This is a genomic window from ANME-2 cluster archaeon, from assembly GCA_019429385.1.
Lineage (GTDB): Archaea > Halobacteriota > Methanosarcinia > Methanosarcinales > Methanocomedenaceae > Methanocomedens_B.
Genome location: JAHYIS010000028.1, coordinates 1 through 14,665 on the forward strand (window position 1 = coordinate 1; position 14,665 = coordinate 14,665).

At 46.0% G+C, this 14,665-nt stretch carries 13 protein-coding genes; 11 read left to right on the forward strand and 2 right to left on the reverse strand.

The window, feature by feature from the left end; genetic code table 11:
• Window positions 1-226 (reverse strand): cobalamin B12-binding domain-containing protein (locus K0A89_09640; GenBank protein MBW6518747.1); only part of this gene is annotated, 226 nt, incomplete at its 3' end.
• Window positions 227-287: 61 nt separating this feature from the next.
• Window positions 288-641, reverse strand: coding sequence for a hypothetical protein (locus K0A89_09645; protein MBW6518748.1), 354 nt, complete (start codon window positions 639-641; stop codon window positions 288-290).
• A gap of 239 nt (window positions 642-880) precedes the next feature.
• Here K0A89_09645 and K0A89_09650 point away from each other — a divergent pair, with 239 nt between their 5' ends.
• The 11 genes from K0A89_09650 to dnaJ all read left to right on the forward strand — a co-directional run bounded on the left by K0A89_09650 (window position 881) and on the right by dnaJ (window position 14,376).
• Complete coding sequence (locus tag K0A89_09650; GenBank protein ID MBW6518749.1) at window positions 881-1,936, forward strand: U32 family peptidase; 1,056 nt, start codon at window positions 881-883, stop codon at window positions 1,934-1,936.
• Entirely contained in the window at window positions 1,936-2,322 is a 387-nt protein-coding gene (locus tag K0A89_09655; GenBank protein MBW6518750.1) for a DUF5402 family protein, read from the forward strand. The genes K0A89_09650 and K0A89_09655 overlap by 1 nt, the downstream gene beginning before the upstream one ends.
• A 192-nt stretch (window positions 2,323-2,514) precedes the next feature.
• A complete protein-coding gene (locus tag K0A89_09660; GenBank protein ID MBW6518751.1) occupies window positions 2,515-3,759 on the forward strand; it encodes a hypothetical protein in 1,245 nt (414 codons plus the stop codon).
• Window positions 3,760-3,783: 24 nt separating this feature from the next.
• Window positions 3,784-4,887, forward strand: a complete 1,104-nt coding sequence (locus K0A89_09665) for a cell division protein FtsZ (protein ID MBW6518752.1) — start codon at window positions 3,784-3,786, stop codon at window positions 4,885-4,887.
• A 138-nt stretch (window positions 4,888-5,025) separates the two neighbouring features.
• A complete protein-coding gene (locus K0A89_09670; protein ID MBW6518753.1) occupies window positions 5,026-5,535 on the forward strand; it encodes an ArsR family transcriptional regulator in 510 nt (169 codons plus the stop codon).
• Window positions 5,532-6,317, forward strand: a complete 786-nt coding sequence (locus tag K0A89_09675; GenBank protein MBW6518754.1) for a winged helix-turn-helix transcriptional regulator — start codon at window positions 5,532-5,534, stop codon at window positions 6,315-6,317. The genes K0A89_09670 and K0A89_09675 overlap by 4 nt, the downstream gene beginning before the upstream one ends.
• A 12-nt stretch (window positions 6,318-6,329) precedes the next feature.
• Complete coding sequence (locus K0A89_09680; protein MBW6518755.1) at window positions 6,330-8,792, forward strand: DEAD/DEAH box helicase; 2,463 nt, start codon at window positions 6,330-6,332, stop codon at window positions 8,790-8,792.
• A 119-nt stretch (window positions 8,793-8,911) separates the two neighbouring features.
• The gene (locus tag K0A89_09685) at window positions 8,912-10,564 is read left to right on the forward strand and encodes a thermosome subunit (GenBank protein ID MBW6518756.1); all 1,653 of its coding nucleotides are present in this window, start codon (window positions 8,912-8,914) and stop codon (window positions 10,562-10,564) included.
• 51 nt (window positions 10,565-10,615) lie between these two features.
• On the forward strand, window positions 10,616-11,263 hold the full coding sequence (gene grpE, locus K0A89_09690; protein MBW6518757.1) for a nucleotide exchange factor GrpE: 648 nt from the start codon (window positions 10,616-10,618) through the stop codon (window positions 11,261-11,263).
• A 50-nt stretch (window positions 11,264-11,313) separates the two neighbouring features.
• Window positions 11,314-13,164, forward strand: a complete 1,851-nt coding sequence (dnaK, locus tag K0A89_09695; protein ID MBW6518758.1) for a molecular chaperone DnaK — start codon at window positions 11,314-11,316, stop codon at window positions 13,162-13,164.
• A gap of 48 nt (window positions 13,165-13,212) precedes the next feature.
• The gene (dnaJ, locus tag K0A89_09700) at window positions 13,213-14,376 is read left to right on the forward strand and encodes a molecular chaperone DnaJ (protein MBW6518759.1); all 1,164 of its coding nucleotides are present in this window, start codon (window positions 13,213-13,215) and stop codon (window positions 14,374-14,376) included.
• Window positions 14,377-14,665: the final 289 nt, after the last annotated feature.

Sequence of the window (14,665 nt, forward strand, 5' to 3'; positions counted from 1 at the left end):
TAGGGTGTATTCCTCCCAGTACAACCTTTTTCCCCATTTGTCTTAACAAATCGCCTAATCTGTAACACCAAGTAATGGTAGCGGTCATTGAGCTCAGGCAGATGAGGTCGGCATCGATATCTTCTGGTCTGGGTTCGTGGATGTTGGCATCGATTAATTCGAGTTCAACACCGGACATAGCTTTTACCGTGAGAGCTCCTAAGTAATCGAGAATAGGGGGTACCATAGGTACACGACCTGAAAAGGGAAACGGGGGAGAAATGATAATTACTTTCATGAGTATAATTTTAGTGGAATGCCATGCTGTATCCCAGATACGCACCGATGCCAAAAATGACCAGGAGGATAACGTGCTTGGTTATCAGCATCTTCCTGCGGGCCTGTTCTGTTTCTTCCCCATAGAAGTTATCCACATATGTAAAAGACCGAATTCCCCCTGTGGCAAAGATGATTAGAACAGCTGCGATAGTGGTCCAGAAGAAGAAGCGTTCCAGGATATTGAGTGGTTCTGCAATTGTTTGATATTCGTGATGGAATCTATGCAGGGAATAAATGACTATCATGGCCGCTAGCCAGAAACCGGTAGCAAGGTCGTGAATAAATCCATTCAGGACAACCATAGTATGTTTGAGATTAAACATTTTGATCCACCTTTAATTTCAGTCATATTACAATTATATTTCACTGATGGTACTGTTCAACAGGTCTGCCAGCACATTTGCATAACCAGTGGTTGATATGTTCCCTTTTTCTTTAAATATCTGCCTTTATAATTTCAAGCAGGTACCTTCCTTTACCTTGAGCCTGTTGAAAATATACTATGTCATTACCGGTTCGACAAAAACCTTTATCAACCCCTCCCCCCATAAATCCCCCACCAATCATGAAAAAGAAACTCTATGTGCCCCATCCCGGACATTATGAAGGGCTGGAGCAGTTACTGGCTGACTCAAAGAACATTTATTCAATTTATATGGCAGGTTCCCCGGATTATATAGGCACGGGCCGCGTCAATCTGGGGCATGCAAGTCTTGAGGAGATTGCCAGACATACTCAATACTGCCATAATAAGGGTGTCAAGATAGAGATGGTGCTGAACAGTTCGTGCATGGGCGGCCAGCAGCTTACTCCTGAAGGATATAATCTCCTCCACTGGTACCTTTCAAACCTCGAAGAGATTGGTGTCGACACGGTAGTGGTAGCTGATCCTTACCTTGTAGAAATGTTGGACCAGGAGTTCAATATCCCGTCAGTGGTCAGTGTACTCGCATTCGTGGACAGCCCCCAGAAAGCCGAGTTCTATGAACAACTGGGTGCTTCGTCCATTGTGGTGGACTCGAACGTGAACCGTCATTTCGACGTGCTGGAAGCTATCAGGGATGCAGTTGACTGCGAGCTAAAACTGCTTGTCAATGAAGGTTGCCTGTACCGCTGTCCATTCAGGTACGCCCACTTTAATTTCTTCTCTCATGTTAACGGACCGCCCCCACGTCCCAATGTCCAGGATGACTATTATTACAACAAGTGCCTCACGCTGCGCATCAAAGACCCCTCACTTATCATCAAATCACCATTTATCAGACCGGAAGACCTTCCGGAATATGCTCATATTACAGACGTTTTCAAGATAGGCGGGCGCTCACATTTATTGAACTGGATACTGAACTGTGTAGACGCCTATGCCAGTGAGAGTTATGATGGCAACCTGATGGACCTGATGGACTGTCCAAAGGACCTGGTAGACCTGTTCAATATACCTAACAGGGCACTTGACGGTGCTATCAAACAGTGGAAGCAACACAGTACAGTATGCCACACCTGCGGTTATTGCCAGCGCCTTACAGAGAAGGTTACACAAATGTACAGCCGTATGGGTACTCCTGATGAAAAGCTTGAGCAATGGATTACATTAACCAAAAAAGGGATTGATACCTGATGACACTGGATAATCTTCTTAAAACCAGAGCTGACCTGGAGGAACGTATCAGGAAGCTTATCGGCCGGGCAGCAATGATCATTGAACTTGACCTGTTTGCACTCCCCTGTGGCTGTTCGGGATATACGGCAAATACTCGCGGTCTGGGCCTGGACGACCTGGAAGTTTTCGAGGAACATTTTCTCAAATTGTTACATGAAAGTGCTCAAGCTGTGGATGTATCACCGGGTTTTGTGTTTGCCAGGATAATCCCGGGCACGCAGGAAATTGCTGCCCTGAATGTACGCGAACTGTGCCCGCGCTGCTACTCGGATTTCGCAGCAACCAGCGGAAAACGTCCCAGACCGGATATCTATATATTCCATCTTGCAAGACGGAAACGATAGTTTCACAATAGTACATTATCAGAAAAATAAATATATATAGACATATTATATATAATAAAATACAGATGAGCAATTATTATTTATCATATTGGAAATCGTATCATATAATATATATTTATTTAAAATCGTTATTCATAACGATAAAAAATGCATGTACCAAGTAATTAGTATGTTAAAGAGGGGATATCTAAATTGAATAAAAACCGTATTTTAGGATATATCCTATTGTTGTTTTTCTTCCTGGTCCTGTCAGCGGGCAGTGTAAGTGCAGATGATATATATGATGAGAAAATTTCAGAAGGGGACGGCTATCAGATTAACAACTATTTTATTGAAGTGTCTGACATTACCTCATTAGATGGTTCCCTATCACTGGATATAAACATCTACCAATTAAAATCAGATGGTACAAATGACAAATTAACTGTGTCAAAGACCATTGAAAATAAAAAAAAACGAGTGAAATATCTTAGCGGTTCAGTTGAAATACTGGTGAATGAAAAGAACCTCTCCTCACAGTATGCAATTGTGGATATCAAAACCACAGGTATAAGTGTGGAATATAAAAAAGCAGTTTCCGGCGGTGTTTCAAATGCGATGTATATCGGGGAACCATCCCTCACACTTACAAAAGAAGTGGATAAATCCTCAGTCGATATCGGAGACACTATCAGAATAACTATCAAAGCCAGAAATACCGGTAGCGGTACTGCAAAGCGCATCAGCATTGATCCAGGCATCACACCGGGTTTTACCTTTAAGTCCAGTATATACACCACGTATCCGACAGATTTGCCTGTTGGGACTTCATATACGCAGATGTATATCTATGAGGTCGAAGCTGCCAAAAGCGGCACTTATACTCTCAGCCCTGCCATTGCCACCTATTCTTCTTCTGTGTTCGGAGATGATTATACAGCAACATCTACCCGGCCAATTGTGACGGTAGCTGAAGAAAAAGTGGAAACATCTGACCTTGAGCTGACAATATCCCAGGACAAGACCAAATTAAAGCGCGATGAAAAGATCACATTTACCGTATATGTCAAGAACTTAAAGGACGTACCAGCCTCCACTATTAAGATCACTCCAGTTATTCCGGCGAACTTAACGTATGTTTCAGGCTCAGAAGATGTTGATATAATAGCTGAAAAACCCATTATTCAGAAAAGCATCTATGGAGCCAGATATGAGGATGAGTACAAGTTCACATTCAAAGCTGGAGGTATCGGAGCTAACAACCTGACAGTAAAATTGACATATAATAACGGCGTAGAAGATATTACTAAAGAAGTGACTTCGGAAATGTTCTACGTTCAAAAGGGTAAATATGATTATCTTGCTGAATATCCTGTTTACGTTTACATTACTCCAGTGTTTATTATTATTGCCATAGCAGGTTGGTTGCACTGGAGACGCAGTCAGTTCAGGATGTAAAAAAATGATTAGGAGGATTTTTAATTGTTAAATGTCTTAATGGTTGGGACCGGTCAGTGCGGCAACCGAATTCTGGATGCAGTTAATAGGGAAGCCTTTGGCGGTGGCAAATTCTCAAAATACTATTCCCGCCAGAAATTTCCCTCGAGAGTTGAGACCATTGCGATAAACACCGCTATCAATGACCTCAAGGAAATGAGTTATACAAAAGCGAAAGACCGAATCCATATCCCGAACCTGCACGGTGTAGGTGCAAACCGCATTGTGGGTAAACAGTGTTTTACTGACAACAAGGACCTTATAATGAGGAACATATCGGAAAGAGGGGATTTTGATGTTGGTTTTGTCATTACATCTACATCAGGTGGTACAGGTTCATCATTTACCCCACTTCTGGTAAAAGAATTAAAGGCACGATATGATTTTCCCATTTATTCTGTTGTGGTCCTGCCATTCAGGGAAGAGGGTACCATATATCTCCAGAACTCTGCGTTTTGTTTAAAAGAAATGTATGACAGTGGAACTGATGGCATAATACTGGCAGATAACCAGTTCCTGAAAGATGCTGGTGGAGACATACAGAGTGCCTATGACGGCATAAACAACATGATATCTGAAAGGTTATTGTTTTTACTTGAAGCCCTTGACAGTGAAATGATGATGGTAACTGACCTGGGTGATTTCCAAACGGTGATGTCTGGTGGAGCTGGTTTTGCCACTATGGGATTTGCAAAGGGCGATGGGAAGAACTCGATCCGTTCTGTCATCCATGACAGTCTTTCTCCCAGTGGTCTGCTGTTTTCCTCGAATGTCTTCGAAGAAGGTAGCAGAGCTATGATAATCATGAGAGGCGACCGCAAGTACCTGAGCATTGATGATATTTCAGGTGAGATCGATAAACTGTCATCCCATATCGGTCATGTGTTCAAAGGAGTTATTATCAGAAACGGAGAGTTACCAAAAGTCCTCTCTGTATTGACGCTGGAGACCACAGCAGAACTTGAAAATCTGTACGCTCTTGCGGTCGAAGCCATCCAGATAGAAAAAGATAAACGTGACCGTATGGCTATACGAAAAGAAGCAGATACAACATTCTCCAAAATCGAGGGACTGGAACCACAATACTAATAATTACATAACTGTTGACCTGGAATGGGTATAGTTCACGTGCGTATTCGACCTGATACGTATAGGTGAGTTTAGATTGGTTTTTTCAAAAAGCTTTATCAAATTAGAAGACCATATATAGCTATGAGGTTAATCTAAATGGGTAAACGAACTCGTATAATTAATGATCCGTCGGATCTGGTTCCACTATTACGTACTTTCGGGTCCGATACTCACAAGAAAGTTTTTGATCATCTTCTGGTTGATTGGTACACTGAAGATGAGCTTAAGGAAATGCTCAAATTTGACGTGGAAGAAGGTCTTTCAATATTGAAGAAGAGTGGGTTGATCGAAAGCAAATGGCGAATGCCTGAACCAGGACAAACACCTACAAAAGAATATCATACCTCCTATTCTAAGATACAGGTAAACTTCCAGTGTTCAATTGAAGATCTTGCCGACCTGCTTATGATAACATTTACTTGTGACGACGATATCAGGAATATGATGGAACAGATCGAAACTGAAGTGGTCAATGGTAACCAGTCCATGACCGGTCTGTCAAGAGTGGTGGGGACCAGTCCGTTATATTTAAGAGGTATTGCACGGCGTTCCAATAAATTACTTGTTAAAGGTCAGAGAATCGAATTTGTCGGTGCTCTTGAATGATAGACTTACTTCACAGCAAAAAAGAAAGCACCAAATTTCAAATCCTTGTGGAGATCGCGGCACACCAGCCCAATGTTCGACAAAAAGAGATTGCAGATAAAGTAGGTATAACTCCCCAGGCAGTTTCTGAATATATCAAGGAACTTACCGATGAAGGTCTGATATTTTCCGATGGCAGGGTACGTTATAAAGTTACCAAGAATGGGATTGAATGGGTGCTTGAACGAACGGCTGAGTTGAAGCGGTATTCCAAATACGTAATGGAAGATATCATAAGCCATGTTTCTGTTTGGACAGCCATTGCAGATGATGATAATAAGTCAGGCCAGAAAGTATCGATTTTGATGCGTGAAGGATTATTGTATGCCACAACGTACCGGGAAGGTTCTGCGAGCGGTGTCCTGACCTCGGATGTCAGGGCAGGCGAGGATGTAGGAGTGACTGACCTGCATGGTATGATAGAACTGGATGATGTGAAAATAACAGTATGCAAAGTGCCCAGGGTGGAGCGAGGCGGTTCCAGGAATGTCAATCTTGAGATGTTACGTGAACTCACCGTGGATGCAAAGTATTTATGCGTGCTGGGTGTGGAATCATTGATCGCATTGCGCAGTATCGGCAGGGAACCCAATATCATGTTCGGGACCAGGGAATCGGTGGTGGAGGCAGCTTTTCATGGTTTATCTTCAGTTGTGGTATCTGTAGATGAAGAAGTACCACCACTATTGAACAGGCTTGAATCCGAAGGTCTGTCGTATGACCTTCATGACCTTCGTAAATGATTATTTTTCACAATGTCGTTCATAGTTTTAATAAGACCGACCAGGGCAGCCGTCGAACTGTTGATATTGAAGGATGGCAGCAGTACTGCATCGATACATGGTATCCTCTTTTTAAAGCATAGTTCAAAAGGCCCCCGGCCTTTTAAGTTCCGGGTCGTTGAAGATGGTGGCGAAAAAGTAATGGCTCCGTCTGAAGCCATAGACCTGTTACGCATGGCAGACCTGATACTGGTTTCCGGACACGGGGACGAGACATCTGAAAAGGATTTCCTGAAGATGCTGGAAGGGTACCACCTGAACCATGAACGGGTGGAAGTCTGCCGTACCTGCCTGTCAGATGGACGGTTCACGCCTGTGGATAAGGGTTCTATCAGGTACCGGGGCGAATTTATTTGTGAGAACTGCGGTTTATCGGAACTGCACAGGGAAATAAACCTTTGCGGCAGGCGGATGGGTGAAGAGGGGATTGAAAGATTGTTCCATCAATTGCTCAGGACACGCGACCTGAACCGCATGCTGGTGTTGCTGGACCCAAAAAAGATGGACAGAGAACTTACCTTTTTCGATGATATCCAGGCAAGTTCACAGGTAAACCTGCTACAATCAAAGGACCTGGATGTGGATGAACGCCTGAAAAACATCCTTCCCGTTACGCTGCTACCGGTCCAGTCACTTTCCATTGCATCAGGATTGCTCAAGGGTAAGAACCAGCTGGTGGTTTCTGCCACTGCTACCGGTAAGACCCTGGTGGGCGAGATGGCCGGGGTGAACAATATCCTGGCCGGCAAAGGTAAAATGCTGTTCCTGGTACCCCTGGTAGCACTTGCCAACCAGAAGTATGACCAGTTCAGGAAAAAATACCAATCACTTGGACTTTCTACGGCCATTCGGGTGGGACAGAGCCGAATCGGTGGTGGGAAGGGAAACCGGATGCGCACATCGCTTGATTCAGATATCATAGTTGGTACCTATGAGGGAATCGACTACCTGTTGCGCACGGGTGGCAGGCGCAGGATGGGCATGGTTGGGACGGTGGTTATGGACGAAGTGCACATGATACAGGACCCTGAACGGGGGCCACGACTGGACGGGCTGATTGCCAGGCTCAGGTACCTGTACCCCAAATGCCAGTTCATCTATCTATCTGCCACAGTGGGTGAACCGGGCAGGCTTGCAGGTGCCCTTGACAGCACGCTTATCGAATATGAGGAGCGGCCTATACCTCTGGAGCGTCACCTGATATTTGGCGGACCCACCGAAAAGCTGCGTCTCATAAACCAGCTGGCCCGGGAAGAATATGACCGAAAGTCATCGAAGGGTTTCAGGGGACAGACCATCGTATTTACCAATTCCAGGCATAACTGTCACCGTTTGTCAGATGCATTGCAGATCCATTCGGCTGCTTATCATGCGGGCCTGCCGTACCAGCAGCGCAGGCGCATCGAGCAGGAGTTTGGAAATGCCCGGCTCCCGGTAGTCGTGACCACTGCCGCCCTGGCTGCAGGTGTGGATTTCCCTGCGTCGCAGGTGATATTCGAGGGGCTGGCTATGGGTATTGAATGGCTGGGCCAGGGCGAGTTCCTGCAGATGCAGGGACGTGCGGGCAGGCCTGATTATCACGATCGGGGTGTGGTGGTGCTAATGGCTGAGCCTGATAAGAGTTTCGGGAAAGGGGAGAGTGAAGATAAGGTGGCATTTCGGCTGCTCAGGGGAGTCGTTGCTCCTATTGAAGTTGAGTCCGGCGAGGATGCCGTGCTTGAACAGGTGGCGGTATCTGCGGCTGTTTGGGATGATTTGAATATTATCAGGACAGTGGAGTCGTCCAGGATCGGCGGCGGGGATGCGGACTATCTGGTTGGCAAGCTGCAGGATATGGGTTATGTAAATGTATCGGGAACCAGAGTGCAGCTCACCAGTATGGGAAGGATAATGGTGAAGCATTTCCTGAATCCTGAGCAGGTCGATGTGATCAAGGATGGGATAGAGTCAGGACAGGGGCCTGATGAGATTGTTACCGGGCTGGCAGTGTTTGACAGGGCGTTCTTTGTTGGAGCTGACCGTATTGCTGCCAGTTTGAATATGCGGCTGCCGTCCAGGGTGTTCCAGGGTGGTGCAATGGAAATGGCATTATCAGGTGAGAGCCTGGCGAGGCTGGATAGTGCAACTCAGAGGAAGATGGTGAATTTTGCCAGGGATTTTTTAAGCTGCACGTGCAAGGGTTCGCCTTATTGCGGCTGTCCGGAGCGGAAATTTTCCTGGAAACTGATGGAGATGAGGTGTGAAGGGCTATCTGCAGGAGGGATAATTGACGAGCTGACCTCCCGGTATGGTGTGTTTGCCTATGCTGGTGATGTGATGGAATATCTTGAGTTTGCAGCCAGGAACCTGGAGGCTGTGGGGGAGGTGGCTCAGGTGCTGGGGGATGAGGGGATGGTGAAGCGGGCTGAGGGGTTATTGGAGTGTATTGTGGGGTAAGGAACATTGGATTAGCATTATCATCGCCCGTTAATATTATATAGAAGTACAAACAGTTAGAAGTGTTCTTATTATACAATATAACACCATTTAGTTACTATCTCTGGAGGAAATAATCTATGTCAGGAATGGGCGGACAGCCAATAATTATCATTGACCCGGGTAAATCAAGGACGACAGGCCGGGATGCACAATCCATGAACATTACAGCAGCAAAAGCAATTGCCGATGCTGTGAAAACCACCCTGGGTCCAAAAGGAATGGACAAGATGCTGGTAAACGCTGTAGGAGACGTCATGATAACGAATGACGGTGCAGCCATCTTAAAGCAGATCGATGTGCAGCATCCGGCTGCTATGATGATGGTGCAGATATCAAAGACCCAGGAACAGGAAGCGGGAGATGGTACTACCAGCGCAGTTGTGCTCGCAGGCGAACTGCTTACCCAGGCCCAGAAATTGATCGAACTTGAGGTTCATCCTACATTGATAGTCAGCGGATACAAACTGGCAGCAAAAAAAGCACAGGAAATCCTGAAATCTACTGCCATACAGGTTTCAGAGGATGACAATGAAATGCTCAGAAAGATCGCTCTTACCGCACTTTCCGGAAAAGGGAGCGAAATGGCACATGATAATCTGGCAGACCTTTGCGTGGAAGCCATCAAGGCAATAACAGACAAGTTCCAGACCGATATCAAACATAATATCCAGATAATCCATCAAAAAGGCGGGTCCATCAAAGATACCAAACTCATTAAGGGTATGGTCATTGACAAGGCCAGGGCCCATAACAACATGCCAAAATTGATCACAAATGCAAAGATTGCTGTGCTGGATGTGGGTATTGAGGTACAGAAGACGTCTACAAGTTCCAAGATAAAGATATCTACCGTGGAACAGATGGATGAAGCATACCATGAAGAATACCAGACCGTGAAGGACCAGGTGGACAGTCTGGTTAAAGCCGGAGTGAACGTGGTGGTCACAGAAAAGGGCATTGATGATATTTCCCTTCATTATTTGGGCAAACTGAACATTTTGGCCATTAGAAGAGTGAAAGAAGATGATATCAAAAGAATTGTCCGCGCCACTGGTGCTGTTGTGCGCTCCAATACAACTGATATTTCTCCGGGCGACCTGGGTTCTGCCGAGATAGTGGAAGAGAGGGGACTTGGTAATTACAAGATGATGTATTTCGAAGGGTGCGAAAATCCGAAAGCAGTTACCATAATGGTTCACAGCGGTGCTGATTATATCACTGAAGAAGTGGAGCGAGCCCTGGATGATGCCCTGAGTGTCGTCAAGGTAGTGCTGGATGAGAAGAATATCATGTTTGGAGGCGGCGCACCCGAAATTGAAACAGCAATGCAGCTGCGCGAGTACGCCTCATCCCTTCAGGGACGAGAACAACTGGCCGTTTCAGCATTTGCCGATGCAATGGAAGGAATTCCACGTGTTCTTGCAGAGAATGGAGGACTTGACCCTGTTGATATCCTGACAGAACTGCGTTCCGAACATAAGAAAGGCAACAAGACCGTTGGCCTGAACGCAATTACCGGCAAGGTCATGGATATGAAGGAGACCAGTGTAGTGGAACCTTTGAAGGTGAAGATACAGTCTATTAAATCTGCCACCGATGCAGCCTCAATGATACTGAGGGTGGATGATGTATTTGCATCAAAATATACTGGTCTCATGGACGTCAAACCCGAGCACAGGGTGGATAGTTATGATGGTATCCAGGCACCGGATATTGGGGACGATTATTAGAAATGGGGATTGCCACGAGAGTATTGAATCTGAATCCTGCAGAGGCTTGAAATGGTAAAAAAGAATAAGGTTGAGGTTAACCTATCAAAAGATGAGACAGATGAACCTGAGGAAGAGATTACGATGTCTAAAGGCAAGAAACAGCGTAGCTCAAAGGGGAAAATGACGGTTGAGGACCAGTCTTTGGATAAGGGGCGGTCTGAAGAAGATAGTGAGGAGTGCTCACTTGAAAAATTAGCCTGTGAACTGTCTGAATCCAGGGCACTTGCACTGGATTACCTGAACCATCTCCAGCGCCTTACGGCAGAGTTTGACAATTATAAAAAACGGATAGATAAAGAACGGACAGAGATCATCGAATATGCAAACGTTAACCTTGTGGCAGAACTTATTGATGTGATGGAGAACATGGAGCGGGGGATTGCCAGCGCCAGGGAGTCACAGGACAGGGATTCCATTTTGAAGGGGATGGAAATGGTGTATAACCAGTTGAAAAGCATCCTTGAATCAAAAGGTCTTGAACCCATTGATGCAGTAGGGCAGAAGTTTGACCATCAATGTCATGACGCGATGATGAAGGAAAACTCTGACGAGTGCCCCGACAATACTGTGTTAGAAGAGTTCCAGCGGGGATATAGGATAAAGGGCAGAGTGGTTCGATATTCAAAGGTAAAGATATCAGAGAAAAAAGAAAAATAGTTGATAAATATAAGAATGTACTAATCTAAACAGATGAGGTGAAGTATTAAATGGGAAAGATAATAGGAATTGACCTGGGAACTAGCAATTCGGCGGCTGCAGCTCTTGTCGGTGGCCGTCCAACGATAATACCCAGTGCAGAAGGCACAAGTGTTGGCGGAAAGGCATTCCCGTCAGTGGTGGCTTTCACCAAGGATGGGCAGAAACTGGTTGGGGAACCAGCCCGCAGACAGGCAGTAAGCAATCCGGAAGGCACGATAATGGCCATCAAACGGAAGATGGGAACGAATGAAAAGATAGACATCAGGGGTAAGGAATTCACTCCCCAGGATATATCTGCTTTTATTCTGCAGAAAATCAAGCAGGACGCTGAAGCGCACCTTGGAGACAAAGTAGAGAAGGCGGTCATAACCGTACCTGCATATTTCAATGATAACCAGAGACAGGCCACCAAGGATGCGGGCGAGATAGCGGGTCTTGAAGTAATACGTATCATAAATGAGCCCACAGCAGCATCACTGGCATATGGACTTGATAAGAAGGGCGACCAGGAAATACTGGTGTACGATTTCGGTGGCGGTACCCTTGATGTTACTATTATGGAAATGGGCGGTGGTGTGTTCGAAGTAAAATCCACTTCAGGTGATACCCAGTTGGGTGGTACTGATATGGATAAGATCCTCATAGATTACATTGCAGAGGATTTCAAATCAAAAGAAGGAATTGACCTTCGGAAAGATAAGACCGCTGTTCAACGCCTGCGGGAAGCTGCAGAGAAGGCAAAGATCGAACTTTCGACCACAATGCAGACGTCCATCAACCTGCCGTTCATCACAGCTGACCAGGCAGGACCCAAACATCTTGAGATGAACCTTACAAGATCCAAACTGGAAGAGCTGGTCATGCCTGTAATAGTGAAGACACGACAACCTTTGGAACAGGCTATCAAGGATGCAGGATTGAAGACCTCAGACATTACTACGGTCATTCTGGTGGGTGGACCCACCCGGATGCCGGTGGTGAAGAAGTTCGTTAGCGATGTGGTTGGCAGGGAGCCGGAACGTGGTGTTGACCCTATGGAATGCGTGGCAATGGGTGCAGCGATACAGGCCGGTGTGCTGGAAGGCGAGGTCAAGGATGTGCTGTTGCTTGACGTAACACCGCTGTCCCTTGGTATTGAGACCCTGGGTAGTGTTTCAACCCAGCTCATCGAGCGCAATACCACGATTCCCACCAGGAAGAGCCAGATATTCAGCACAGCTGCTGATAACCAGACCTCAGTGGACATTCATGTACTCCAGGGTGAGCGTGCCATGGCGGCAGACAATACTACGCTGGGACGTTTCACTCTTATAGGAATTCCTATGGCGCCAAGGGGTATTCCCCAGATTGAAGTGACCTTTGACATTGATGCCAATGGTATCATTCATGTAACTGCTAAGGACCTGGGTACCAATAAAGAGCAGAAGATAACCATCACTTCTACCCATAAGCTTTCAGAGGATGAGATAAGGAAGAAGATGGATGATGCCAAGCAGTATGAGGAACAGGATAAGAAGATAAAGGAACTGATCGAGATTAAGAATCAGGCAGATACTCTGGCCTATACTACTGAGAAAGCCCTTTCCGACCTGGGTGATAAGGTACCTGATAAAGAGCGCACGTCTATTACAGAGAAGATAGCGAAGACAAGGGAAGCCATCAAAAGCGATAACAAGGATACTATCCAGACGGCTATCGATGAACTCACCAAGGAGATGCAGAAGATCAGCACGAAGATATACGAGCAGGCTGCACAAGAGCAGGCTGCTGCTGGTACTGAACCCGAACATGAGGGTGAGACCGGAAATGACAATGTAGTAGATGCTGAGTACGAAGTTGTAGACGAGGATAAGGATTAATTACTAATCCTTATCCTTTTGTTTATTTTTTTTTAAAAATGATCTCACATGGCTGATAAACGCGATTATTACGAAATCCTGGGTGTTGACAAGAGCATTTCCGGAGATGAACTGAAGAAGGCTTACCGGAAGCTGGCCTTACAGTATCACCCTGACCGCAACAAAGATGCTGGTGCTGAGGAGAAGTTCAAAGAGATTAGCGAAGCTTACGGTGTACTCAGTGATTCTGAAAAACGTGCCAAATATGACCAGTATGGACATGTGGGTGTTGACGGGCGCTGGAGCCAGGAGGATATATTCAGGGATGTGAATTTTGAAGATATATTCAGAGGTTTTGGCGGAGGTGGTGGAGGTTTTAGCAGCAGTATCTTTGATACGATATTTGGCGGTGGAAGCCGCAGGCGTGGCGGACCCCAGCGGGGTTCGGACCTGAGGATCGACCTTGCCATATCATTTGAGGAAGCCTACAAAGGAGTTGAAAAGTCCATCAAACTGCCAAGGACCGAGAACTGTTCCACCTGCAAGGGCAGCGGTGCCAAACCAGGTACCGAACCCAGGACCTGTAAGACCTGTGGCGGCAGCGGCCAGACAACCCGTGCACAGCAGACGCCATTTGGCCAGTTCATGACTACCAGTACCTGTCCCACCTGTCGAGGCCAGGGCAAAGTGGTGGATGACCCATGCATTGAATGCCACGGCAGCGGCAAAGTGCAGATAAAACGTACAATAAAGGTGACGATACCTGCCGGTATTGACAGTGGCTCACGCATGCGGGTCACCGGAGAGGGCGAGCACGGCTCAGCTGGCGGGCCTCCGGGTGACCTGTTCGTGGATATTTACGTAAAACCCCATAAGTTGTTCAAGCGGGTGGGTAATGATGTTCTGGTGGGGGCGGACATCAGTTTTACCCAGGCAGCAATGGGTGACGAGATTACGGTGCCTACGGTGGACGGTAAGGTGAAGTTGAAAGTTCCGGCCGGTACACAGCCAGGAGCGACGTTTCGGGTTAAGGATAAGGGCATGCCCAATATCCATGGGTACGGGCAGGGGGATTTGCATGTGCAGGTGAATGTGAAGGTACCCAAGAAACTTGATGCAAAACAGAAAGAACTGCTGCGGGAGTTTGCGAAGGCCAGCGGGGAGAAGCCTGCAAAAGAGAATGAGAAGGGGCTTTTCGAAAAAGTAGTTGATGGGGTAAAGGAAAAGATCTAAAAGGCCGGAATTTTTTTACCCTCTATTATTCTTAATGAAATAAAAAAAAGAATTTCGAGGTATGAACCTCGAAATTATCTGCAGTTATAACCTGACCTTCCGGGTTTTATAGACTACTTATAAAATAGTTCTTCTGGCTATTTGATATTTTACCATGATTGGGAAACTTCATCTTACTTTCCATTAACTACTCAAAAATAGCAGTACTATCCTGCGTGAAACTTCACAGTATGCATTACAGAAGTAAAAACAAACACGAAAATCCTCCCTTCGGTCGGATTAACTTGAG